This window comes from Pseudomonas sp. NPDC087697, assembly GCF_044743155.1.
Taxonomy (GTDB): domain Bacteria; phylum Pseudomonadota; class Gammaproteobacteria; order Pseudomonadales; family Pseudomonadaceae; genus Aquipseudomonas.
On sequence record NZ_JBIUVW010000047.1, the window covers coordinates 1 to 23997 of the forward strand.

Here is a 23997-nt window from a genome sequence, read left to right on the forward strand (position 1 = left end):
CGCCTCGAACCACCTGCCGCCTGCGCTGTTTGAGCAGCAAGCGGCCTAATGCTCCTACAGAGCGGTTCAAAAAAACTGAACCACAACAAGCTTGCTCGCGATAGCGGTTTGACAGACACCGCGTCTCTCAGGCCAACCTCTCTGCTACCATGTCGCGCAAACACTCCTGCCGTGACGACGCCAGCCAATGCCCGATGCTCCCCGCTCCGCCTCCCAGCCTGAATTGACCGCTCTGTTCGCCACTGTGCAGCAGCATTTCCAGGACGTGATCGTGCCGCTCTGGCAAGGGCCCGGCTGGAACGCAGACATGGCGCTGCCGTATGAAGCGCTGGACGCCGAGCATCGGCCACTGCCGCCACAACGCTACCGGGCCATGGCCTGCGCGCGGCAGCTGTACCTGTTCGCCAGCCTGATCGGTGACGTGCCGGCCGCCGAAGAGCGGGCCGCTGCGCTGTTTCGCTCCTTGCAACAGCATTTCCACGATGCCGAACACGGCGGCTGGTTCTACAGCATCGACGCCCATGGCGCGCCGCTGGATCAGCGTAAAGACCTCTACACTCATGCGTTCATTCTGTTTGCCTGCGCCCATTACTGGGCCAAGGTTCGTGAGCCGTTGGTTGCGTCGGTGCTCAATGCGGCGCTGGAAGTGGTCGCGCAGCGTTTCGCCACAGACGACGGTCTGTACGAAGCCTGCCTAGACCGCGACTGGTCATCGCTCAAGTCCGGGCCGTTGCAGAACCCGTTGATGCATCTGGCCGAAGCGTTCCTCGCCACACTTTCCGTACGCGACGATGCCCCGGTCGCAGCCGCGCTCAATGCTCTGTGCGAGGCCATGCAAAAACGCTTCATCGACCCGCAGCACGGGGTGATGATGGAAAAGCCGCTGGGGGCTGTGGATAACTGGTTTGAGCCGGGGCATCAGTTCGAATGGTTTTTTTTGCTGGAATCGTCGGCGGCTCTGCACGGATCAAAACTGCACGCCTCGTTGACCCGCGCGTTCTCGTTCACCGAGCAATTGGGCGTTAATCAGCAGACGGGGGCGGTGCGAGCGATGCTCGACCTTGAGCTGGACGGCAGACCTCGCGATGAAACCCAGCGCATCTGGGCCCAGGCAGAATACCTGCGTGCGCTGACCTTGCGCCCGGACAGCGAAGCCTTGCTTGAGCGTCAATTGAAAGCCTTGCAACAGCGCTTCCTGCATGCTGGTGGCTGGTACGAGTGCCTGGACAGGGATGGTGCGGTTAGCCGTCGGGACATGCCGTCGACCACGCCTTACCATTTGGCGACCTGCTATCGCGGCCTCACCGAGTATTTCGGCTGACAGCAAAAAGATCGCAGCCTGCGGCAGCTCCTACGGATTATCGCCGAGGTTGCGATCGCCCACGGGTATCGCCGTAGGAGCTGCCGCAGGCTGCGATCTTTTAAGGGTCCAGACATCAGCCAGCAATCCACTTGCGGTCACCGGTAAAACTGATGGTCAGCCAACGCGCCGCATCCGGCTTGCCGAGCTTCGCCGAAATCTGGTCACGCAGTTCATCCAGTGTGGCCACGCCATCGAGTCGGTAATCCGCCGGCAACACCACGTGAATCTCGATAAACCGCGCCCGCCCATGCTTCTGCACATACGAGATGTAGTCGGCAAAACCATGCTCGGCCTTCGCCTCGTCCATCACTTGGCGAACCTTGTCATCCAGCTGATCCGGGACAATCCCCAGCACATCGCGTAACGCTGGCTTGAGGATTTTCAAGGCCGGCGCGAGCATGCTCAGGGCCAGCATGATCAGGATCGACGGGTCGACGTAAGCGGCCCACGCGCCATAGCCGTACGACTTGAGCAGCAACGCGGTGAGGAAGCTCACCAGCAAGCCGATCGAGAGCATCGCATCCACCAGCCAACTGATGTTGTCGAACTGGATCAGCGAGGACTTCAACGTACGATTACGATAACGAACGTAGAAGAAATAACCGAAACAGACGACGCTAAGCACCGCCGCAAAAGGGATCACCAGGTTCAGTTCGATCTCGCGGCCACCGTTGATGATGCCGAACATACCGCTGAGAAAGGCGTAGATCGCAATCAGCAACAGAAAGCTGCCTTCGATCAGCAACACCATTGGTTCCAGATGCCAGAAGCCGAACTGGAAGCGCTGGTTACTTTCCTTGGCGATCAGCTTGGCGGTGATCAACATCAGGACCTTGATGAAGGTCGCGATCAGCGAAAAAAATCCGTCGAACAAAATCGATTGGGAGCCAGAAAAAAAACCCGTGACGATCGCGGCGATCGCCACGGCGAACATCAGGATGGTCGATTGTTTGAGCAGTACCTGCTCACCTCGGTTACTCACATTTCCTCCTTCTGAAACCCTTGAAACCGCGGTTTGCGGTGGGGGTTTCGAGGAGGAGTGTACCTTATGCCCTGTTTTGGCCGATTTGACGCCATCGCGAGCAAGCTTTGCTCCTACGGGTCGTGTGTCGACACAGAACCTGTAGGAGCAAGGCTTGCCCGCGATGAAGATGACTCGGTTTTAAGCCTTGCCACCGCTGCGGTCGATCGCAAACCCGCCCCAGGTCTGGCTCACCGGCATCAATTCCAGACGGTTGATGTTGATGTGTGCCGGGGCGTTGAGGACCCAGAAGATCGTCTCGGCGATGTCCTGCGGCTGGATCGGCTCGGCGCCTGCATAGGTGGCGTCGTAGCGGGCCTGGTCACCGGCAAAACGCACCAGCGAGAACTCGCTTTCACACAGGCCCGGCTCGATGTTGCTCACCCGCACGCCGGTGCCTTGCAGGTCGCAACGCAGGTTCAGCGAGAACTGTTTGACGAAGGCTTTGGTCGCGCCATACACGTGGCTGCCCGGGTACGGGTAGTTGCCGGCGATGGAACCGAGGTTGATGATCCCGGCGCCGCGACCGTGGGCAATCAAGCGCGGCAACAGCAGGCGAGTGCTGTACATCAGGCCTTTGATGTTGGTGTCGACCATGGTGTCCCAGTCGTCCAGATCGCACTTGGGCGCCGGGTCTACGCCCAAGGCCAGGCCAGCGTTGTTGATCAGCCCGCGCAGTTTGGCAAACGACGGCGGCAGATTGGCGATCGCCTCTTCCATGGCCTTGCGGTCACGCACGTCGAGCACCAGGCCATGGACTTCGGTCTGCTTCGACAATTCGGCGCACAGGGTATTCAGACGCTCTTCACGACGGCCCGTCAGCACCAGTTTCCAGCCAGCCTCGGCAAAGCGACGGGCACAGGCTTCACCAAAACCGGAAGTCGCGCCGGTAATAAACAGGGTGTTGGACATCGTGTTCTCCTCGCTTGGGCTGGCACCCAGCCATTGAAAATAGAAACTCAACCGGCAGCATGCCCGGCCCGGAGCACAGCGGCAACCGGGTCATCAACGCTCACCTCACGGACTGCGCGCGCACTGGATCTGCGAGAAGCTGCCGCCATTGAGGGTAACCACCGTGGGGCTGGTCTTTTCGATCTCGCTGGGCGGCGTCAGGTGCAGATCCTTGAGCGCGCTTTGCGGGTTCTGCCAGAGGATTTTCTTGTACCTCACGTAACCGGTGGCTTCACCGCCGCCCGTGACGATCCGGATCGTGCTGCCACCGGGCCGATAGTAAACAGTCGTGCTGGCCCCAGTGCAGACATACACATAGTCCTTTTGCGGCGTTGGCAGCAAACCACCCGACAAACCGCCCACCAGGCTATACAACACAGCACTGATCGCGAAAATGCCAACGAGCCCCGCCAACACCGTCACCCAGCCACTGTAACCGCCGAACAACCGAGCCAGGCGTTGCGGCGGCTCATCACTGGACGCTTCAATCGCAGGCGCAGGCGGTGCAGTCAGGACGACCTCAGGCTTCACGACAGGCAACGCAACCGGTGCGTGGATCGGCTCCTGAAACGTGACCGCCCGCGCAACTCGCTGCATGACCGCCGGTTTGGGCAACCGCGCACGCTGTCGAAGAATGATCCGCGCCTGAACTACTACATACACCGCACACAACAGAGGCAGCACCTGATTGAGCGCGGGCGACTGACTGTTGACCCAGCCCACTACCACCGGATCAGAGACTGCAATGTCCCCCGCAACATAGCCCAGCAACGCGGCGCCAATCGAGACCAGCAACGGCTGGCGCTGCAACAGTCGGGTGATCTGCAGACTGCCAAACATCAACAGCGGCACGCTCAACAGCAGTCCCAGCACCAGATAAAAAACGCTGCCCTGAGCCACCGCCGCCAACCCGATCACATTGTCCATGCTCATGATCAGGTCGGCGGTCAGCACCGTGACCACCGCGCCACCCAACGTCTGTGGCGAACCGCCCGGCAGGTTGCCCTCTTCGTCTGCCCCATCCTCAGTCAGCAGTCGTATGGCAATCACCAGCAACAGCACCGCGCCGATCAACTTGAGCCACGGCACCAGCAGCAACCAACCGGCGAGCGTGGTCAGCAACGCCCGCAGGATGATCGCGCCGCTGGTGCCGATCAACACGGCCCGACGCAGCTGTTCCGGCGGCAACCCGCGACAGGCCAGGGCGATCACCAATGCGTTATCGCCGGACAGGATCAGGTCCAGCAGGAATACCTGAAAGACCATACTCAGCGCGTGCAGCGCACCGTCAAATAACATCGAGCATTTTCCCGGCAGGAGACTGCGTCATCGGAACATCATCCCAGTGAGCCGCTCAACCCGGCATACAGTCCAAGCCCCGAGGTCAGCGTGAAGATGACAGCGACTGTCAGCGCATAGCGCCCGCGCAAGCGATGTGCCGGCGGCAGCACACTGCGCGCCAGCAAAAACAAAAAAAGCAATATGAGCGGGATCAACAGGGCATTGAGCACCCCGACTGCGATCGACAAGCGGATCAGGTTCACACCGGATCCCACCAGCAATGCCCCGACGATCAGCAGCAACGCAAAGGGACCGTAGAACCACGGTGCATCCAGCGGATGCTGCTCCAGTGAATGACGCACACCCAGAGCCTCGCCTACCGCCCAGACCGCACTCAGACACACCACGATGGTTGCCACCAGAGCGCCGCCGGCCAGCCCGATGGCAAACACCAGTTTTCCCCAGGTCGGGCCGATCAAGGCGCCAAAGGCTTCGCCGATCTGGGCGATGCTCTCCAGCCCCGCGCCGTGCCCGCCAAGCGTGGCGGCAGCAGCAATAACGATGGCGGCGGTCAGCACCTGGCAGAACACCGCGCCGACCAGCGTGTCGATGCGCGCCAGCGGCAAATGCTCGGCATCAAGGCCTTTATCGATCAGCGCCGATTGCTGATAGAACACCGTCCAGGGCATCACGCTGGTGCCAAGGTTAGCCGCCAGCAAGTACAGATAGTCAGGGTTGTTGAGTGGCATTCGAACAATGTCGTGCAGGACCTGCTGAACATCAGGTTTTGCCTTGAGCGCCATCACCAGAAACGCCAGGCCGAACAAACCCACCGCGAGGGTCACACGCTCGACCGAATGATACGAACCGGTCAGCACCATGACGAGAATGAACACCACCAGCGAGAGCAAAATCAGCCAGCCTGGAATACCAAACAGACTGCCGGCGCCTACCAGACCGCTCATCTGCGTCACCAGCGCGCCAAAACAACTGATCAGCAAGACGATGGCCGTGATCATTGCCAGCGCCCTGCCGAATCGCTGACGAACCAACTCCACATAGCCTTTGCCGGTGCACAAGCCCAATCGCACCGTCAGCTCCTGGGCCATGAACATCAACGGCACCAGCAGAAACTGCAGCAGCAACAAGCGATAGCCCCACTGCGCGCCACTTTGCGCAGCGGTGATCACGCTGCCGGCTTCGGTGTCAGCCATCATCACCACCAGCCCCGGGCCCATGGTCGCGAACACGCGCGTAAGACGCTGCCTGAACGCCCGGCGATCTGCGGGAAGGTCGCTCATGACCCCGGCTACCTGCCGCTGCTCGTTGCCGGCCCGGTCCGGAACTGCTTGAGAAACTCCGCGTCAGGCGTCAGTACCAGCATCGGCTGACTGTCCGACAGCGCTTGGCGGTAAGTCTGCAGCGAACGGTACAACTTGTAGAATTCCGGGTCTTTGCTGAACGCCGCCGAGAGGATCTGGTTGGCCGCCGCATCCGCTTCACCATGGGTGATTGCCGCCTGGCGCTGAACCTCGGACAACAGCACCGTGCGATCACGGTCGGCCTTGGCCTGGATCTGCTGGGCCCATTCAAACCCTTGCGCACGCAGCTCCTTGGCTTCGCGTTGGCGCTCGGACTTCATCCGGTCGTAAATCGCCTGACTGGCCTCCAGCGGCAGGTCGGCGCGGTGCAAACGCACTTCTGTCACGTCGATACCCAGTGCACGGGCCTTGTCGGCAACATCCTTTTCGATGATCGCGACTTCCTGCTGACGGTCCGTGGACAACAACGAACGCAGCGATATCTCGCCCAGCTTTCGGCGCAGCGAGGAGCTGACCATTTGTGTCAGTTGCGCATTGGCCTGGTCCAGCGTTCCGACCGTCTGATAGAAACGCAGCGGGTCGTCGATGCGAAAACGTGTGTAGGTCTCGACTTCGATACGCTTCTGATCACCGAGGATGACTTGTTCGGCTGGTGACGACAAAGTCTGCAAGCGACTGTCGTAGAACACGATGGAATCACTGAACGGCACCTTGAACTTGAGCCCCGGCTCCCCGGCCACGCCCATCGGTGCGCCAAAACGGATGATCAGTGCCTGTTGCGATTCATCGACCACATACGCCGACGCGGCCAACGCCCAGAGCGCGACCGCACCCAGTGCCACCACCAGCCATTTGAGTTTTACGGTCATGGTCGGGCGTCCTTCTGCACCGGTTTGCCCGGCTCGCTCAGCGGCATGTAAGGCACCACGCCGGACATGCCCTTGCCGGAAGAATCGATGATGACTTTGGAGGCCTTTTTCAGGACCTCATCCATGCTTTCCATGTACAGGCGCCAGGCGGTGACGTCTTTGGATTGCACGTAGCTGTTGTAGACCGAGAGAAACCGCTTGGCCTCGCCTTCGGCCAGGTTACCGACCTGAGTCTGGTAAGCCTCGGCTTCCTGGGTGATGCGTGATGCGTCGCCCCGGGCACGGGGAATCACGTCATTGGCATAGGCTTCGGCTTCGTTGCGTGCGCGCTCCTGGTCGGCGCGGGCACGCTGCACATCGTTGAACGCATCGATCACCTGCGGTGGCGGATCGACCCGTTGTAATTGCACTTGAGTGATGAGAATCCCGGCCTGTTCGTGGTCCAGCAATTGCTGCAGCAAGTCTCGGGTTTCATCGGCGATCTGCGCACGCTTATCTGACATCACCGACTGAATCGGCGTACGCCCGATCACCTCGCGCAGCGCGCTTTCGGCTGCGAGTTTCACCGAGCGCTCCGGGTCGCTGATTTTGAACAGGTAGAGTCGCGCGTCCTTGATCCGCCAGAACACCGTGCAATCGGCTTCGACGATGTTCTCGTCCCCGGTCAGCATCTGTTTGTCACGCGCGCCATTGCTCGCCGCGCTCTGCACACTGGTACTGGTGCCCAGTTGCAGCTGATTGACCTGGGTGATTTTGGGTAACAGAACGGTTTCGACAGGATAGGGCAAGTGATAGTGCAGCCCGGATTCGGCGGTCTGCTGCCAGCGCCCGAAGCGCAGCACGATACCCTGTTCATCCGGCTGAACCTTGTAGATACCGGAGCTGATCCAGGCCAGGAATATCAGCCCGCCGATCAATGCCAGCCCCCGCCCACCGAGATCCATCACCGCCAGGTGGTAGCCGATTCGTTGACGCAGCCGGCGCGTCGGGCTGACGGGCTCGGTAGGAGCAAAGGCGGGACTATCGGTCATGCAATGGCTCCATGTCGTCAAATGACGAGCGCCCATTCGGGGGCGCCAAGGCGCGCAGAGTACCTGAACCCAAAACCGCGAATATGAAAATTCTGTCATGTTCGCTGTACAGAAAACGATCAACTTCGCCAGCGCCATGCCCTCTGTGGCCTGTAGCCAACTGCACGCACCTTATCCACAGCCCCGTCCACAGTCTTTGGGGGCAAGTGCAAACCTTGAGACGCACTATCTACAAGGCTTTGCGGGCAGATTTGAAAGTTTTTTGCTTGACCTGGGCACTGACAAGTGTAGCCAGCATCCGCCTGTGCGACCGATCAGTCACCGAGGCGATGGCCCCACGCCAGTCATTACGGCCCTTTGCCGAGTCTTTCCAGAGTTTAACCACAGACTTATCCACAGGCTGAGCAACGACTTTTCAGCCGGCTGGCGGCAGCAATAAAAAGGTTGACAAGGCTTACTCAAGGCCGCCTAAAAATGCCTGATCAAAAAACAACCACAAGCCTGCAAGCCACGCCGTTAAAGGCGTGTAGACAGTTGCTCCCATGTTACCCACAGCCAGCTCCACAGCAAACGGGGACAAGTCAAAACTGTGGAAAAACAGCTATTTGCAGCGGCTTTATGTCGCGCTTTAACAGGTTGAGAATATTGTTTTCCACAATTTCCAGAAACACCTGTGGATACCTGAAAAACATCGACTTCCGTAGCAGCTGCCGAGCCTGCGAGGCTGCGTTCGAGGACGAAGTCCTCGCAAATCCTGCGTACGCGGATTGCCTGAAAAGAGCGCGCTACCAGCTTCAACGACTGCTTCGCAGCCGAACGCAGCCTCGCAGGCTCGGCAGCTGCTACGGGCCGCTATCGCGAGCAGGCTCGCTCCCACAGGAGGGGTGGTGTTTTGGAGATATAAAAAACCCCGGCGATTGCGCGCCGGGGTTTGTGCATAACAGCGATAACTCAGTGACCGCCGAGATACGCGTTACGCACCTCTTCGTTCACCAGCAGCTCCTTGCCGGTACCGCTCAGACGGATTTCACCGTTGACCATCACATAGGCCCGATCCGACAGCCTAAGCGCGTGGTTGGCGTTCTGCTCGACCAGGAAGATGGTCATTCCGGTGCCCGCCAGTTCGCGCAGGGTGGCGAAGATCTGTTTCACCACGATCGGTGCCAACCCCAGGCTCGGCTCGTCGAGCAGCAACAATTTAGGCCGGCTCATCAACGCCCGGGCAATGGCGAGCATTTGCTGCTCGCCACCGGACATGGTCATCGCCCGCTGATTGCGCCGTTCCTTGAGTCGCGGGAACAGCTCGAACATGCGCTGCATGTCCTCGGTGGCGAACTTATCGCCAATCGGGATCGTGCCCATCAGCAGGTTTTCCTCGACAGTCATGTCAGGGAACACCCGCCGCCCTTCCGGCGACTGCGCGATGCCGTTGGAGGCGATGTAATGGGACGACTTGTGGGTGATGTCCACACCGCGATAGACGATCTGCCCGTCGGCGGCCCGTGGCTGACCAAAGATCGACATCAGCAACGTGGATTTGCCGGCACCGTTGGAGCCGATCAGGCTGACGGTTTCTCCTTCGTTGATGTGCAGCGAAACCTTTTTCAGGGCCTGGATCGGTCCGTAGAACACGTCGATCTCTTTCAGTTCGAGGATCGGTTGAGTCATACCAGCTCCTCTTCATCAGCACCCAGGTAGGCGGCAATCACTTTCGGATCGTTGCGGATCGCTTGAGGGTCACCCTCGGCAATCACGTTGCCGTGGTCCAGTACCACGATGTGGTCGGAAATACTCATTACCATGCCCATGTCGTGTTCAATCAGCACCACGGTAATGTCGTGGTCGTCGCGCAGATGTCGAATCATCGCGCTGAGCGCCTCGGTTTCCTGCGGGTTGAGGCCCGCCGCCGGTTCGTCCAGACAAATGATCTTGGGCCGGGTGCACATGGCCCGGGCGATTTCCAGGCGGCGCTGCTGGCCATAGGAAAGCTCACCGGCCAGGCGATTGGCGCAGTCCACCAGATCGACCACCTCCAGCCAGTAGAAGGCATGGTCCAGGGCATCGCTTTCGGCCTTGCGGTAGCCTTTGGTGTTGAGAATGCCGGACACCAGGTTGCGGTTGACCCACATGTGCTGGGCCACCAGCAGGTTCTCGATCACCGACATTTCCCTGAACAGGCGAATGTTCTGGAAGGTCCGCGCCAGGCCGGCGCGGTTGATCAGGTGCGTGCCACCGAACATCTTGTAGTGGAGTCGGCTGACGAAGCTTTTCGGCGAAACGAAATCGGTCGCTTTGAACGGTTCCCCGAGCATTTTGATGACGTTGGTTTTCACACCACGGGTGTTAAGTTCAATGTGCCCGCCAGTGGCCTTGTAGAAGCCGGTCAGGCAGTTGAACACCGTGGTCTTGCCCGCACCGTTGGGGCCGATCAATGCGAAGATCGAGTTACGTTTGACTTTCAGGCTGACGTCGCTCAGGGCTTTGATGCCGCCGAAATGCATCATCAGGTTCTCGACCTTTAGAACGATTTCTTCGCTCATGGCGCGCCCCTCTCAGTCAAGGCACCTTTACGTGGGGTCACACCGGTACGGCTGATCCGAATCAGGCCGCGCGGTTTCCAGATCATCATCAGTACCATGAGGATACCGAACAGCAACACACGGTATTCCGCAAAGCTGCGCAGCAGTTCCGGGGCGACAGTCAGCACGAACGCGGCGATCACCACTCCGACAGTCGAACCCATGCCGCCGAGCACGACGATGGCGAGGATCAAGGCCGATTCGAAGAACGAGAACGAGGTCGGGTTGACGAAACCTTGATAGCTGGCGAAAAACACACCGGCCAGACCGGCAGTGGAAGCACCCAGGGTAAAGGCCGACAACTTGACCAGTACATGGTTGAGGCCCATGGCGCGGCAAGCTATTTCATCTTCGCGCAAGGCTTCCCAGGCGCGACCGACCGGCATGCGAGTCAGACGATGCTTGATGTACAGCACCAGCATCACGACGAGGAACAGCACGCCATAGATGAGCATGAACTTTACGTTCGGGTTGTATTCAGTCCCGAAGAACTGATGGAAGGGTATCCCGCCATCCTTCGCCACACGCCCGAACTCAATACCGAAAACCGACGGTGATGGCACCGGCATACCGTTAGGCCCGCCCGTGAAGGACAGCCAGTTGGTCAGTATCAGGCGAATGATTTCACCGAAACCCAGGGTCACGATGGCCAGATAGTCACCGTGCATGCGTAGTACGGGAAAGCCGAGTATGCATCCGGCCATCGCCGCCATGAGTGCCGACAGCGGCAACATGGTCCAGAAGCCCAGGCCAAGGTAGTGATAACCCAGCGCCAGGCCATAAGCGCCGATGGCGTAGAACGCCACGTAACCCAGGTCGAGCAGACCTGCCAGACCGACCACGATGTTCAGTCCAAGGCCCAGCAACACGTAGATCAAACCCAGGATCACCACCGTCAGCAGGTACTTGTCGGCGAAGACCGGAAACACGATAGCGATCACGATCAACGCCGGGATGATGAAGCGCAGCCGCGACTTGAAATCAGGTGGCAGCACATGCACGCCGGAGCCGACGACTTCGAAGCTTTGCTGAACCTTCACGCCCTTGGCGGTCTGCATGAACAGGCTCAAGACAAGACGCCCGATCATCACCGCTCCAACCATCCAGGCCACACGCGTCGGCTGCAGATTGTAGCTATAACCTTCAAGCACTACGCCCACGATCGGGCCGAAGACAATCAGGGCAATCAACCCGGCCAGAACCGTGTCGATCAGGCTTTTTTTGACATCGATAGTGTTTTTATTAGCGTCGGACATACTTATACCTTCGCCACGAGTGGGCGACCCAGCAGGCCTTGAGGACGGAAAATCAGGATCAGTACCAGCAGCGAGAAGCTGAAGACGTCCTTATAGTCAGAGTTGATCACGCCGGAAAACAGCGACTCGGAGATGCCGAGAATGATCCCGCCGAGCATGGCGCCAGGCAGCGAACCAATGCCGCCGAGCACCGCAGCGGTGAAGGCCTTTATGCCGATCACGAAGCCTGCGTAGAAATCGAAGGTGCCGTAGTTCACCGTGATCAAGACACCGGCCAGCGCAGCCATGGCGGCGCCGATAATGAACACGTAGGAGATCACCCGATCGGTGTTTATTCCGAGGATCGAGGCCATCTTGCGGTCTTGTTGAGTCGCACGACACATGCGCCCCAACTTGGTGTATTTGATGATGTAGGTCAGCAGGGCCATCCCGACAAACGCTGCGACCAGGATAAAGATCTTGGTGTAGGTGATCTGCACAAAACCAGTACCGATTTCGTATCTCAGTCCACCGCTCAGCAGCGTAGGAATACCCTGTTGCCGTGAGCCCTGAGCGATCTGTGCGTAGTTCTGCAGGATCAGCGAAACGCCGATAGCACTGATCAGCGGTGCCAGTCGGGTGGAGTTGCGCAGCGGTTTATAAGCGATGCGCTCGATGACCCAGCCATATACACCCGTCACGAAGACAGTGAACAGCAGGGTGCCCAGGATCAACAATGGAAAGGATTCGACACCGAAGTAGGACAGCAGAGCCAGGCTGATTGCCGCGAGGTACGCGGAAATCATATAAACCTCGCCGTGGGCGAAGTTGATCATACCGATGATGCCGTAGACCATTGTGTAGCCGATGGCGATCAGGCCGTAGACCGATCCGAGAGTCAGACCGTTGATAACTTGTTGCAGGAAAATACCGTCCATCATGCACTCTCACTAACTTGAGAGGCCACCGCGAACCCGGTGTCGGTGAGCCCTTGTGAGGCGTACCTGGCCGGGTTCATGTGGCTCAGAAGAAAAATACCGGGTCGGCACGACTGCAGAACCCATGACCAAAGCCGGGCCTGCGCCCCACGACGTATATCGAGAGACCCAGGCCTGGCGATGCGTTTATCTCACTTCTGTTTTTCCAGCTGGTGGTATTTGCCCGCGGCATCCCACTGGTAAACCACGTAGTCGGAGATTTTCAGGTCGCCCTTGCCATCCCATTCCTTCTTGCCCATCACGGTTTCTACCGGGTTCGCCTTGAGCCATTTGCTGGCGTCTTCACCTTTGTTCGACTTGGCACCGTTGAAGCCGGCAGCCAGGGCCTGGACCGTGGCGTAGGCGTACAGGGTGTAGCCTTCAGGCTCGTAACCGGACTTGCGGAAGGTTTCTACGACAGCCTTGCTGTCTGGAATCAGACGCGGGTCAGCGCCAAAGGTCATGTACACGCCGTCGACGAACGGAGCACCACCGGCAGTTGTCACCATTTCGTCAGTCACGATGCCGTCATCGGACATGAACTTGACGTCTTTCAGACCTTGCTCACGCAGTTGGTGGACCAGTGGGCCGGCTTCCGGGTGCAGGCCGCCGAAGTAAAGGACATCAGCCCCTACCGAACGGACCTTGGTGATCAGGGCGCTGAAGTCTTTCTCGCCACGGGTCAGGCCTTCTTCAAGAACCGGTTTCACGCCACGAGCGGTCAACTGCTTGGCAGTCGCGTCTGCCAGGCCTTTACCATAGGTGTCTTTGTCGTTGATGACGGCAACTTTCTTGCCTTTCAGGACGTCGACGATGTAATTACCCGCGACGATACCTTGCTGGTCATCACGCCCGCACAAACGCAACATGGCGGGCAGGCCGCGCTCGGTGACCGCCGGGTTGGTGGAACCCGGAGTGATTGCGATAATGCCTGCGTCGGCGTAGACCTCAGAAGCAGGGATGGTCGACGACGAGCAGAAGTGCCCGACAACGCCGATAACCTTGTCCTGCACCATTTTGTTCGCGACAGCCACAGCCTGTTTCGGTTCGCAGGCGTCATCGCCCTGGACCAATACAATTTTTTCGCCGTTGATGCCGCCCTTGGCATTGATCGCATCCGCCGCAGCTTGCGCGCCTTTCATGTATTGCAAGCCGAACGAAGCGTTGGCACCCGTCATCGGACCTGCCACACCAATTTTGACATCAGCCTGAACAAACGAAGAAACACCCAATGCAGTAGCGACTGCGAGTGCCAGAAAACCTTTCCTGTAAAACGTCTGCGACATGTGATGGTGCTCCTGAGGTTTTTTAGTTAGCACAGCAACTTCAGCGGAAGCTTTGATTCAGCTACAAGCGCAGAGCAAGTGGCGTGCCATCGGTTTTTTATTCTTCAAAAAGTCGCTGCTTTATTGTTATTTCGACTGTTTCGGGCCCTTTTTCATTGGGCGTGCAACCGTCTAAACCGCGGAAGGTGAAACCATTTATTTTTTTAGGCGCAACCCATGTGCGCCATCATTGCAACCGCGGCGCGAAACGACGTGCAACCAGCCTGTAACAGCGTGCGTCACCGAACTGCACACTGCCGGTGCGCAACTGCTACAACACGCACCATTACAGGCTAGTCGCTGCGCTGAAAAGCGCCGCTTCCAGCAACACATTCACTCTCTTAAATGACAATCCGCAGGCACTGGCCCGCGTGATAGAGCGAAAACCCGGCTTCGTACAAACAACTGCGCAAGCCCACCCCGGCCAATGGCTGCATGGGAGCGAAGGGAATCGGTAGCGCCTGAGGATTTCCGTTACACAGGTAATCGGCGAAGGCTTTACCGACCACCGTGCCGGTGGTCACACCACGGCCGTTGTAACCGGTCACTGCCACTAAACCGGGCGCTGGCTCGAACAAACGCATCAAGTGATCAGGGGTAAACGCGATGCAACCGGTCCAGGTGCATTCCCAATCCACCGGTTTGAGGTAGGGGAAATAATGCTGCTGGACCCGATCGGCCCAGGCCTTGAGGAACCACGTCGGTTTCTGATTGCCATTGCCCAGGCTGCCGAGCAACAACCGGCCGTCTTTATCGCGACGAATACTGCTGAGCACCTGGCGGGTGTCCCAGGAACCCTGACCACCGGGCAATATTTGCTGCGCAGCTTCTTCGGTCAGCGGCGCGGAGGCCACCTGATAGTAATAACCGGGGAAAAAATTGCGCCGCAGTTCGGTCCAGTCGCCTTCGGTGTAGGCGTTGGAGGCGATCACCACTTGCTCGGCCATGACCGAGCCGGCGTCGGTTTGCACCGACCAGCGCTGGCCCTGACGTTCGAGTCGGGTGACCGGTGAATGGTCGAACAACTGACCACCCAGATCCGCGACAGCCTTGGCCAGACCGCTGGTGTAGGCCATCGGATTGAGCGTGCCGGCGCGGCGGTCGAGCAACGCAGCAGCGATTTTTTTGGTCCCGGTGGCCTGTTCGCAAGCGGCACCGGTCAACAACTCCACGGGTGCACCGCGGCGCTTCCATTGTTCTTCACGACTGCGCAGATCGGCTTCACCACGGGCGTTGTGAGCCATGTGCAGCGTGCCTTCGCGACGCAACTGGCAGTCGATGTTGTATTTGTCGATCAGGCTGAACACCAAAGCAGGTGCCGCCCCGAGCATACGGTTGAGCTGACTGCCGATCGCTTCGCCGAACCCGGCTTCGATCTCGTCCGGAGGAATCCACATTCCGGCGTTCACCAACCCGACGTTACGCCCCGAACCGCCCTGCCCGCAGCGCTTGGCTTCCAGCACGCAGACGCTTTTGCCCTGTTCCAGCAAATGCACCGCTGCCGACAAACCGGTGAAACCAGCGCCGATCACACAGACGTCCGCCGTCACCTCGCCCTTGAGCGCCGCCCGGTCAGGCCGTTGCGGCGTCAGTTTTTCCCATAAGCACTCTTCGTGTAACGGCATTGCCAGACTCCGATCAGAAACCTAACAAACCCGAAAGATCGCAGCCTTCGGCAGCTCCTACGCCAATCGGGCACATCGCAAAATCACAGCCATGCGCAAATCCCGTAGGAGCTGCCGCAGGCTGCGATCTTTTAAGGCAGCCCCTCAGTCGAAGGTAATCCCCTGGGCCAACGGCAACTCCAGCGAGTAGTTGACGGTGTTGGTCTGGCGACGCATGTAACCGCGCCACGCATCGGAGCCGGACTCGCGACCGCCGCCGGTTTCTTTCTCACCGCCAAAGGCGCCGCCGATTTCCGCGCCGCTCGGGCCGATATTGACGTTGGCGATGCCGCAGTCGCTGCCCACCGCCGACATGAACTGCTCGGCTTCACGCACGTCAGTGGTGAAGATGCACGACGACAGACCTTGTGGCACCGCGTTGTTCAGGCGCAGCGCGTCGGCGAAGTCGGTGTAGCCAACCACATACAGAATCGGGGCGAAGGTTTCGCTGCGCACCACATCGCTCTGCTCCGGCATTTCGACGATGGCCGGCGAAACGTAGTAGGCGTTCGGGAACTTGTCTTCGAGCTGACGCTTGCCGCCAAACACCCGGCCGCCTTCGCTCAAGGCCTGCTCCAGCGCGTCCTGCATGTTCTCGAAGCTGTGTTTGTCGATCAGCGGGCCGACCAGGTTGCCTTCCAGTGGGTGACCGATACGCACCTTGGAATAGGCAGCCTTGAGGCGGGTGACGATCTCTTCCTTGACCGACTCGTGGGCGATCAGGCGACGCAGGGTGGTGCAACGCTGCCCGGCGGTACCGACCGCACTGAACAGAATCGCCCGCACGGCCATGTCGAGGTCGGCGCTTGGGCCGAGGATCATCGCGTTGTTACCGCCCAGTTCCAGAATGCTACGAGCAAAACGCGCGGCGATTTTCGGTGCCACTTCGCGGCCCATGCGGGTGCTGCCAGTGGCGCTGATCAAGGCCACACGCGGGTCGTCCACCAGCGCTTCACCGGCATCGCGGCCACCGATGATTACCTGGCTGAGGTATTGCGGCGCATCGCTGAAATTTTTCAGTACGCGCTCGAACAATGCCTGGCAGGCCAGTGCGGTGAGCGGGGTTTTCTCCGACGGTTTCCAGATCACCGAGTTGCCGCAGACCAGCGCCAGCGTGGTATTCCAGGCCCAGACCGCGACCGGGAAGTTGAACGCGCTGATCACCCCGACCACGCCCAACGGATGCCAGGACTCACGCATGTGGTGGCCCGGACGTTCGGAGGCGATAGTCAAACCGTACAGTTGACGGGACAGACCGACGGCGAAGTCGCAGATGTCGATCATTTCCTGAACTTCACCCAGACCTTCCTGAGTGATCTTGCCGGCTTCCCAGGAAACCAGCTCACCGAGATCGGACTTGTATTCACGCAAAATGTCGCCCAGTTGGCGCACCAGTTCACCACGACGTGGGGCCGGGACCTTGCGCCACAGGTCGAACGCATGCTCTGCGCGACTGACCTGCTGCTCGACTTCAGCGGCGCCTTCCCAGTTCACGGAGGCAATGCGGCTGCCGTCGATCGGTGAATGCACGGGCTGTTTGCCGTTCTGGTACAGGGCCGGGTTCACACCCAAACGATCAAGCAATGCGGCAACCATGGGTCACTCCTTCAACGTAAAAAGCAGAAAATTCACAGCCCGCTGACAAGGGGCTTCAGGCCTATAGTTGTAGCCGCCCCGAGACTTGCCAACAAACGACGATTAAGCGAGATATCATTCCGTTTATTCATGCAAAGCGTTGCAACAAGAACAAGGCCCCCCCCATGCTGAATAAACGCCACTTGCCATCGATCACCGCGTTGCAGTGTTTCGAGGCGGTCACTCGTCATCTGAGCTTCACCCGTGCCGCCGAAGAGCTGAACCTGACCCAAAGCGCCGTCAGCAAACAGGTCGCGCAACTCGAAGAGCTTTTGCAGCATCTGCTGTTTCGCCGGGTACGTCGACGCCTGCAAATGACTCCGGCCGGGGATTTGTACCTGGTTGAAGTGCGAAAAATCCTCACGCAAGTCGAGATGTCGACCCACTATCTGCGCTCCTACGGCGGCGAGACAGAAGTATTGCGTGTGTCTACGCCTTCGACCTTCGGCGCTCGTTGGCTGGTGCCACGCCTTAAAGGCTGGCGTCTGCGCCATCCCCATATCCATCTGGACCTGTGCAACGAACAGGAAGCGGACGACCTGCTGCAAGGGCGCAGCGATCTGGCGTTCTATTTCGGCCAGGGTTCGCGGCCCGGCACCGAATGCCTGAAGCTGTTCGGCGAAGAGCTGGTGCCGGTTTGTGCACCGGGTAGCCTGCCGGAGCAGCCATTTACTGACCCGACGCAACTCAGCGATCTGGTATTACTGCAAAATGCCTCGCGGCCTCAAGCCTGGCACGATTGGTTCGACAGTCAGGGTTACCAGACCGAGCACAGCTATCACGGCCCGCGTTTCGAAACCTTTTATATGTGCATCCGCGCAGCGCAAGTCGGCTGTGGCGTCGCCCTGTTGCCACGGTTTCTGGTGGAAGAAGAACTGGCCGACGGCAAACTGGTCATCCCTTGGCAATACGCGATGCCGAGCAGCGATGCCTATTACCTGGCGTATCCCGAACATTCAGCGGAAGTGCCCAAGGTGCGCGATTTTGTGAAGTGGATGCTGGAGCAGATCGACAGCCCTGCGGCGACCTGAAGATCGCCATCGCGGGCAAGCCTTGCTCCTACGGTTCGGTGTCACATCACCATCGTGGTCCGATACAAACCCTGTAGGAGCAAGGCTTGCCCGCGATGAGGCCATCTGCCCCACCAAAACCTTCCAGCCTGACTGCAACCTTAAAAAAACGCTGGCAATACAGCCCACCGATATGCGCCACTAGCCCCATTCATTGAAACAGCTGAAACGTCGCCACCATGGGCGGCGACCAGCATGGAGATTCCCGTTATGAGCGAGAGTGTGTTTGCCGATCGCATCGTGCAGAACTTGCTCGACACCGACTTCTACAAACTGACCATGATGCAGGCGGTGCTGCACAACTACCCCAACGTTGAAGTCGAATGGGAGTTCCGCTGCCGTAACAGTGAGGACCTGCGCCCGTACCTGGCGGAGATTCGCTTTCAGATCGAACGTCTGGCGGAATTGAGCCTGAGCGCCGATCAGTTGAGCTTTCTGGAACGCATCAGCTTCCTGAAGCCGGACTTCCTGCGTTTTCTCGGGTTGTTCCGCTTCAATCTGCGTTACATCCACACAGGTATCGAGAACGGCGAGCTGTTCATCCGTCTGCGCGGGCCGTGGCTGCATGTGATTCTGTTCGAAGTGCCACTGCTGGCGGTCGTCAGCGAAGTGCGCAACCGCTATCGCTACCGTGAAGTGGTCATGGAGCAGGCCCGCGAGCAGCTCTATCGCAAGTTCGACTGGTTGAGCGCCAATGCCAGCGCCGATGAGCTCTCGCACCTGCAGGTGGCGGATTTCGGCACCCGCCGGCGCTTTTCCTACCGTGTGCAGGAAGAAGTGGTGAACGTGCTCAAGCATGACTTCCCCGGACGTTTCGTCGGCACCAGCAACGTGCACCTGTCCCGCGAGTTGGATATGAAGCCGCTCGGCACCATGGCTCACGAATGGATCATGGCCCACCAGCAACTCGGTCCGCGACTGATCGACAGCCAAAGCGCCGCCCTCGATTGCTGGGTTCGCGAATACCGCGGCCTGCTGGGGATTGCCCTGACCGATTGCATCACCACCGATGCTTTTCTCAACGACTTCGACCTGTATTTCGCCAAGCTCTTCGACGGTTTGCGCCATGACTCCGGGGACCCGATTGCCTGGGCCGAAAAAGCCATCGCCCACTACCATAAGCTCGGTATCGAGCCGATGAGCAAGACGCTGGTGTTCTCCGACAGCCTGACGCTGCCCAAATCGCTGGAGATATTCCGGGCACTGCGCGGTCGGATCAATGTCAGCTTCGGTATTGGCACCAACCTGACGTGCGATATTCCGGGTGTCGAGCCGATGAGCATCGTGCTTAAAATGGCGGCATGCAATGGTCAACCCGTCGCCAAGATTTCCGATGAAGCAGGCAAGACGCACTGCAAAGACCCGAATTTCGTCGCCTATTTGCGACATGTGTTTCAAGTACCTGCCGCCCTCTCTGGCACATCAAGCAAGGAGTGAATTCATGCAAGCCGTACAGCGTGAGATTGCTGAACAGCTCAACGTCCAACCGCCTTTCGCCGACCTGGCAGCCCTGGAGGCTGAAGTCGCACGGCGGATTACCTTTATCCAGGATTGCCTGGTCAATTCCGGGCTCAAGACACTGGTGCTGGGCATCAGCGGTGGCGTCGACTCGTTGACCGCCGGCCTGCTGGCCCAGCGCGCCATCCGCGAGTTGCGCGAGCGCACCGGTGATGCGGGCTACAAGTTCATCGCCGTACGCTTGCCGTACCAAACCCAGTTCGACGAACACGATGCGCAAGCCTCGGTGGACTTCATCGCCCCGGATGAGCGCCACACCGTGAACATCGGCCCGGCGGTCAAGTCGCTGGCCAATGAAGTCGCCGCCTTCGAAGGCAAGCACGCAGTCTCGGTGGATTTCGTCTTGGGCAACACCAAGGCGCGGATGCGCATGGTCGCGCAATACACCATCGCCGGTGCCGCCCACGGCCTGGTGATCGGCACCGACCACGCGGCAGAAGCGGTGATGGGCTTCTTCACCAAATTCGGTGACGGCGCCTGCGACCTCGCACCGCTGAGCGGCCTGGTGAAAAACCAGGTCCGAGCGATCGCCCGCAGCTTCGGTGCACCGGAGTCGCTGGTGGAAAAAATCCCGACTGCCGACCTTGAAGACCTCTCCCCCGGCAAACCGGATGAAGCGTCCCACGGCGTGACCTACGCCGAGATTGATGCCTTCCTGCACGGTGAGCCGGTGCGTGAAGAGGCGTTCAGGATCATCTGCGATACGTATCGCAAGACCCATCACAAACGGGTGATGCCGTTTGCACCGTAAGTGATGGCAGACAGATAGAAAAAAGCCCACTGGAGGAGTGATCCTCAGTGGGCTTTTCATTGATAGCAGCAGGTTTGCTGAAAAGCGCCCCGGTAGGGACGCATTTCAGAACGCTGGCTCAGCAGAATGACTTCAGCTCGTCCACGATAGTGACGCTAATACATGAGCTATCTTCAGGAAACCCTAAAGTGATAGCTATGGGATACTAGTCCACCACTGTAGGACCCATATGCGTAGAAAACATGAGTATCACTCGTCAATCCACTCACTGGGAATTCCCACCTCCCGTCAGGTTTGACTCTGGGCTTGCCCAACAAGGTAACCCTGTTGTGAATCTCTATTTCCTCACCCGCAGCTCCGGTACCTGCCAGAACAACCGAGCGATCACGGGTAGTGCCACTCCACGGGATAACGTTGCCCGATGAGTCCCTCGCCACGCTGATGATCGTGACCCGCGGATCGACCACAATAAACCTGCGGTCGTGTGTATGGTAGGAGCCTGCCACCTTGATGATGTAAAGCCCTTCTTTCAGGCCTGTCAGCTGCTTTGTCCACACACCCTGATCGTCAGCAGTGACTGTGCCTACAAAGCCATAATTATCAGAAATGCTGACTTCCTGACGTGGTGACGCCACTCCACTTACCTCTACCGAAGTCGAAGCGGTGTAGGTGGCATAACGAATGTCATTGCCATCAACGTCTCTGGCACTGCGTATCCATGGTTGCCCCGCTACCGCCTTCACCGTCACGGTCCAGGTATTGGAGTCCTGTCCGCTGGCGACAACCTTGATCACGTGCGTGTCCGGGCTCAAGCCGGTCAACTCGTACTTCCACACCCCGCGTTCAGCCGTGACCGTGCCCTTCGGATCGCTTCCAAGGAAAATCTCCACCGTCTCACCCGCACCTGCCGTGCCTTCCAGCTTCAGCGTGGTGTCGGTGGTTTCGCCATTGTTGGCAACAGGTTTGTCGTTGGAGTCCGTCACCTTGGCAATCACAGGTTTCACCGCCTCGACTACGGTAAAACGCCAAACCCCTGAGTCCACCCCAGCCCCCACCTGAGCCTTGATCAAATGCTCTGACTGGCTCAACCCGGTCAGCTCGTACCGCCAGACACCATCCTTTCCAGCCGTGATGCTGTCGATGAGGTCCTCTCCATCAAAAACGTTCACATCCTGGTAAGCCAGCGCTGTGCCTTCAAGCTTTACCCTGGTATCCGTGGTCGTGCTGCCGTCGGCGATAGGCTTGCCGTTGGAGTCGGTCACCGTTTCGATCGTGGGTTTGCTGGCCTGCACCGCCACCGTAAAACTCCACGGTGCGGACTCCGCCGGCCGATCATCGCCATAGCGCCCCACAGCTTTCAAAACATGAATTCTATTGCTGAACGCCCTTTTGAATTCCCAGATACCACCGTAACCCCTGAGCAGAGCCAGTGGAGTCGTGCCATCAAAAATCTCGACTTCGTAACCATCCTCCACCTTGCCTCTTAGCGTCAGGTTGCCGTCAATCGTCATTGCACCATCGGCCACCGGCTTGCCCTTGGAGTCTGTCACCGTATCGATGGTGGGTTCGAGCAACGCTTCCACCTGGAATTGCCAGACATCGGACTTCAGCCCCTTGGGCCCTTCGATGAAAATCTCGTGCATTGACTCGCTTAAGCCTTCGAGCCTGTGCTCCCAATTGCCATGCTCATCGGCCGTGGCGGTGTCCACAACCGATGCCCCGTCAGAAATATCGAGAGGCTGATTGGGCGCGGCACTGCCTTTGAGTTTGACCGTGGTGTACTTGGTCGTACCGGGGTTGGATAGCTTGATACCCTTGAGGTCGGTCACCGTGGTGATCTCAGGCTTTGCTACCGCGACGTTTTTAACGGTATAGACCCGCTCCTCGAAATCGAACGCCTGAGCCTTATCGTCTTCCTGATTTAGCGCGACCTTGACGATGACCTTCAGTGGCGAGCCATCGAGCAATTCCCTGAAGTAGTCGTAAGGCACCTTCACCTCGCGATAACCGCGAGTGATCCAGGCACCATCCACCGGCTCCGATTGCAGCACGGGGAGCAGGTGATCTACATCACCAACTTTCTTGCCTTCCAGATAAATCCAGCAGCGTTGCTTTTCGGCAATCAACGGCCAGATTCCCAAGCGCAGTGTGAGGTCGTTGGAGCTGCCGGTCAGGTCCAGTCCGGGCCCGTTACCGCCGTTCTCCGCCTCACGGATTAGCGCTGCTTTCAGCTCGCTCTGTGGCAGGGGGAGCACGTTGAGCTCCAGAGGCGGCTCAGAGGTTTTATCGGCCTCACCGTCCCGTATGACGGTGTATGTCAGCAGCATTTTTTTGCCCAGCAGGAACGCAACAACCTTTTTCTCCAAATTCAGAGACCTGGGGTTTGCCGACCCCAGAGGCAACGTCACGCTCTTGGACTTCCCACCTTCCGGGGTGCCGGGCTCACCAGCAATCTCGACATAGAACTTGTCACCTGGCAGCAGTTTCGTCGTCGGTATCAGCGCTCTGAACCTGTCGATGGTGCCGAGCGAGTCCAGTTCACGGTCACCGACCTTTGGCTCGACCGTCAGCGGGTCAAGATCCGGGATGGGTGTGTGTGTTTGGGGAGCGATAACTTGAGCGGTCATGAGCAAACTCCTTCTTGTAAGAGGCTGACTGACGCTCATCTAACGCCCGGACGCCATGCGCTGACTACTGTCATAAATAACAGGTAAGCAGTAGTTTCCGACCAACGGAAAGGCGCGCTGGGTGGTCCGGGCTTCTATCTGAAGAAAGTTCACCATCCGATGTTGCGCACCGCTGAACAGACGGGGCGACGCGGGCCCGTAACAGATGGCGGCTTTTTATTGTGCCGTCCAGTCCCCCTCCGCATCATCGGAATCTGTAGCAGCAGTGATGAGGGGTGCCCACCGGGAAACGACGGTGTGAGGCGACATTGCTTCTGCGCCATAAAGAGCTTTCACCATCGCGGTTGACGGTGTATTGCACCTTGATCTTTTGACCCAGATTAAACGCGACGACCGATGGTTCCAGATTCAAGGTCCTGAGGTTTGGCGGCCCGAACTGCAACGTAGGACTGGTGTACGAACCGCGCGGTTCGGTGCTGTTCCAGCCCGTGAGCGTGACGGAGAACGTGTCGGCTTCCAGCACCCCCTGCTGCGCCCGTTTTATTTCTGCGGTCAGCCGGCCGGAGGTGTGGACCTCCAACGGGTTCAGATTGATATCATCCGGCGCCTGTCTAATACGCGGTGGATCAAGAGGATCCGGGATAGGATCGGCGGTGCGTGTTTTGGGAGCAGTTTCTTGAGCGGTCATGGGCAAGTTCCTTCTCAGAGGTGTCGCCGCAAACTAATCGGCAGCGTTGACGCTCATCTAATATCCGGCTCCGATGCGCTGACTCTTGTC

19 protein-coding genes are annotated in these 23997 nt (G+C 58.8%); 4 read left to right on the forward strand and 15 right to left on the reverse strand.

All coding sequences use genetic code 11. The features are described from left to right. Positions 1-187: 187 nt before the first annotated feature. Positions 188-1321, forward strand: coding sequence for an AGE family epimerase/isomerase (locus ACIPIN_RS24570; protein WP_401123247.1), 1134 nt, complete (start codon positions 188-190; stop codon positions 1319-1321). Between the two features lie 115 nt (positions 1322-1436). Here ACIPIN_RS24570 and ACIPIN_RS24575 read toward each other — a convergent pair whose 3' ends face one another. From ACIPIN_RS24575 to ACIPIN_RS24635, 13 genes are all read right to left on the reverse strand, one after another. After that, a complete protein-coding gene (locus ACIPIN_RS24575) occupies positions 1437-2345 on the reverse strand; it encodes a cation diffusion facilitator family transporter (RefSeq protein ID WP_401123249.1) in 909 nt (302 codons plus the stop codon). Positions 2346-2525: 180 nt separating this feature from the next. Continuing rightward, positions 2526-3296 (reverse strand): SDR family oxidoreductase, encoded by a 771-nt coding sequence (locus ACIPIN_RS24580; RefSeq protein WP_401123250.1) that lies wholly within the window; start codon positions 3294-3296, stop codon positions 2526-2528. Between the two features lie 105 nt (positions 3297-3401). Continuing rightward, positions 3402-4634: a TerC family protein gene (locus tag ACIPIN_RS24585; protein WP_401123252.1), complete on the reverse strand. Its 1233-nt coding sequence runs from the start codon at positions 4632-4634 to the stop codon at positions 3402-3404. Between the two features lie 38 nt (positions 4635-4672). Then, a complete protein-coding gene (locus tag ACIPIN_RS24590) occupies positions 4673-5917 on the reverse strand; it encodes an NRAMP family divalent metal transporter (protein WP_401123255.1) in 1245 nt (414 codons plus the stop codon). Between the two features lie 8 nt (positions 5918-5925). Further along, entirely contained in the window at positions 5926-6807 is an 882-nt protein-coding gene (gene hflC / locus ACIPIN_RS24595; protein ID WP_401123258.1) for a protease modulator HflC, read from the reverse strand. Further along, positions 6804-7838, reverse strand: a complete 1035-nt coding sequence (hflK, locus tag ACIPIN_RS24600; protein ID WP_401123259.1) for an FtsH protease activity modulator HflK — start codon at positions 7836-7838, stop codon at positions 6804-6806. The genes hflC and hflK overlap by 4 nt, the downstream gene beginning before the upstream one ends. 951 nt (positions 7839-8789) lie before the next feature. Further along, positions 8790-9506: an ABC transporter ATP-binding protein gene (locus tag ACIPIN_RS24605; RefSeq protein WP_401123262.1), complete on the reverse strand. Its 717-nt coding sequence runs from the start codon at positions 9504-9506 to the stop codon at positions 8790-8792. Beyond that, the gene (locus tag ACIPIN_RS24610; RefSeq protein WP_401123264.1) at positions 9503-10378 is read right to left on the reverse strand and encodes an ABC transporter ATP-binding protein; all 876 of its coding nucleotides are present in this window, start codon (positions 10376-10378) and stop codon (positions 9503-9505) included. Before ACIPIN_RS24610 ends, ACIPIN_RS24605 begins: the two co-directional genes overlap by 4 nt. Next, positions 10375-11673 (reverse strand): high-affinity branched-chain amino acid ABC transporter permease LivM, encoded by a 1299-nt coding sequence (gene livM, locus ACIPIN_RS24615; RefSeq protein WP_401123266.1) that lies wholly within the window; start codon positions 11671-11673, stop codon positions 10375-10377. The genes ACIPIN_RS24610 and livM overlap by 4 nt, the downstream gene beginning before the upstream one ends. A 2-nt stretch (positions 11674-11675) precedes the next feature. Beyond that, positions 11676-12590: a branched-chain amino acid ABC transporter permease LivH gene (locus ACIPIN_RS24620; protein WP_401123316.1), complete on the reverse strand. Its 915-nt coding sequence runs from the start codon at positions 12588-12590 to the stop codon at positions 11676-11678. Between the two features lie 191 nt (positions 12591-12781). Further along, positions 12782-13915, reverse strand: a complete 1134-nt coding sequence (locus tag ACIPIN_RS24625; RefSeq protein ID WP_401123268.1) for a branched-chain amino acid ABC transporter substrate-binding protein — start codon at positions 13913-13915, stop codon at positions 12782-12784. A 380-nt stretch (positions 13916-14295) separates the two neighbouring features. Beyond that, positions 14296-15579 carry an NAD(P)/FAD-dependent oxidoreductase gene (locus tag ACIPIN_RS24630; protein WP_401123270.1) on the reverse strand — a complete coding sequence of 428 codons (1284 nt, stop codon included), beginning with the start codon at positions 15577-15579 and terminating at the stop codon, positions 14296-14298. A gap of 144 nt (positions 15580-15723) precedes the next feature. Next, on the reverse strand, positions 15724-17214 hold the full coding sequence (locus ACIPIN_RS24635; protein WP_401123271.1) for an aldehyde dehydrogenase family protein: 1491 nt from the start codon (positions 17212-17214) through the stop codon (positions 15724-15726). A 164-nt stretch (positions 17215-17378) separates the two neighbouring features. On the opposite strand from ACIPIN_RS24635, the gene ACIPIN_RS24640 reads away from it, so the two are divergent. The 3 genes from ACIPIN_RS24640 to nadE all read left to right on the forward strand — a co-directional run bounded on the left by ACIPIN_RS24640 (position 17379) and on the right by nadE (position 20592). Next, positions 17379-18284, forward strand: a complete 906-nt coding sequence (locus ACIPIN_RS24640) for a LysR family transcriptional regulator (RefSeq protein ID WP_401123273.1) — start codon at positions 17379-17381, stop codon at positions 18282-18284. A 249-nt stretch (positions 18285-18533) separates the two neighbouring features. After that, the gene (pncB, locus tag ACIPIN_RS24645; protein ID WP_401123319.1) at positions 18534-19760 is read left to right on the forward strand and encodes a nicotinate phosphoribosyltransferase; all 1227 of its coding nucleotides are present in this window, start codon (positions 18534-18536) and stop codon (positions 19758-19760) included. A gap of 4 nt (positions 19761-19764) precedes the next feature. Beyond that, on the forward strand, positions 19765-20592 hold the full coding sequence (gene nadE / locus ACIPIN_RS24650) for an ammonia-dependent NAD(+) synthetase (RefSeq protein ID WP_401123274.1): 828 nt from the start codon (positions 19765-19767) through the stop codon (positions 20590-20592). A gap of 173 nt (positions 20593-20765) precedes the next feature. Here the strand turns inward: nadE and ACIPIN_RS24655 are convergent, their stop codons facing one another. Next, a complete protein-coding gene (locus tag ACIPIN_RS24655) occupies positions 20766-23219 on the reverse strand; it encodes a hypothetical protein (RefSeq protein ID WP_401123277.1) in 2454 nt (817 codons plus the stop codon). Between the two features lie 244 nt (positions 23220-23463). After that, positions 23464-23907, reverse strand: a complete 444-nt coding sequence (locus ACIPIN_RS24660) for a hypothetical protein (protein WP_401123279.1) — start codon at positions 23905-23907, stop codon at positions 23464-23466. Between the last annotated feature and the right edge of the window lie 90 nt (positions 23908-23997).

Coding starts and splice junctions, on each gene's coding strand:
- ACIPIN_RS24570 (WP_401123247.1), top strand. CDS start 188: ATGCCCGATGCTCCCCGCTCCGCCTCCCAGCCTGAATTGACCGCTCTG.
- ACIPIN_RS24580 (WP_401123250.1), bottom strand. CDS start 3,296: ATGTCCAACACCCTGTTTATTACCGGCGCGACTTCCGGTTTTGGTGAA.
- ACIPIN_RS24585 (WP_401123252.1), bottom strand. CDS start 4,634: ATGTTATTTGACGGTGCGCTGCACGCGCTGAGTATGGTCTTTCAGGTA.
- ACIPIN_RS24590 (WP_401123255.1), bottom strand. CDS start 5,917: ATGAGCGACCTTCCCGCAGATCGCCGGGCGTTCAGGCAGCGTCTTACG.
- hflC (WP_401123258.1), bottom strand. CDS start 6,807: ATGACCGTAAAACTCAAATGGCTGGTGGTGGCACTGGGTGCGGTCGCG.
- hflK (WP_401123259.1), bottom strand. CDS start 7,838: ATGACCGATAGTCCCGCCTTTGCTCCTACCGAGCCCGTCAGCCCGACG.
- ACIPIN_RS24605 (WP_401123262.1), bottom strand. CDS start 9,506: ATGACTCAACCGATCCTCGAACTGAAAGAGATCGACGTGTTCTACGGA.
- ACIPIN_RS24610 (WP_401123264.1), bottom strand. CDS start 10,378: ATGAGCGAAGAAATCGTTCTAAAGGTCGAGAACCTGATGATGCATTTC.
- livM (WP_401123266.1), bottom strand. CDS start 11,673: ATGTCCGACGCTAATAAAAACACTATCGATGTCAAAAAAAGCCTGATC.
- ACIPIN_RS24620 (WP_401123316.1), bottom strand. CDS start 12,590: ATGGACGGTATTTTCCTGCAACAAGTTATCAACGGTCTGACTCTCGGA.
- ACIPIN_RS24625 (WP_401123268.1), bottom strand. CDS start 13,915: ATGTCGCAGACGTTTTACAGGAAAGGTTTTCTGGCACTCGCAGTCGCT.
- ACIPIN_RS24630 (WP_401123270.1), bottom strand. CDS start 15,579: ATGCCGTTACACGAAGAGTGCTTATGGGAAAAACTGACGCCGCAACGG.
- ACIPIN_RS24635 (WP_401123271.1), bottom strand. CDS start 17,214: ATGGTTGCCGCATTGCTTGATCGTTTGGGTGTGAACCCGGCCCTGTAC.
- ACIPIN_RS24640 (WP_401123273.1), top strand. CDS start 17,379: ATGCTGAATAAACGCCACTTGCCATCGATCACCGCGTTGCAGTGTTTC.
- pncB (WP_401123319.1), top strand. CDS start 18,534: ATGAGCGAGAGTGTGTTTGCCGATCGCATCGTGCAGAACTTGCTCGAC.
- nadE (WP_401123274.1), top strand. CDS start 19,765: ATGCAAGCCGTACAGCGTGAGATTGCTGAACAGCTCAACGTCCAACCG.
- ACIPIN_RS24655 (WP_401123277.1), bottom strand. CDS start 23,219: ATGACCGCTCAAGTTATCGCTCCCCAAACACACACACCCATCCCGGAT.
- ACIPIN_RS24660 (WP_401123279.1), bottom strand. CDS start 23,907: ATGACCGCTCAAGAAACTGCTCCCAAAACACGCACCGCCGATCCTATC.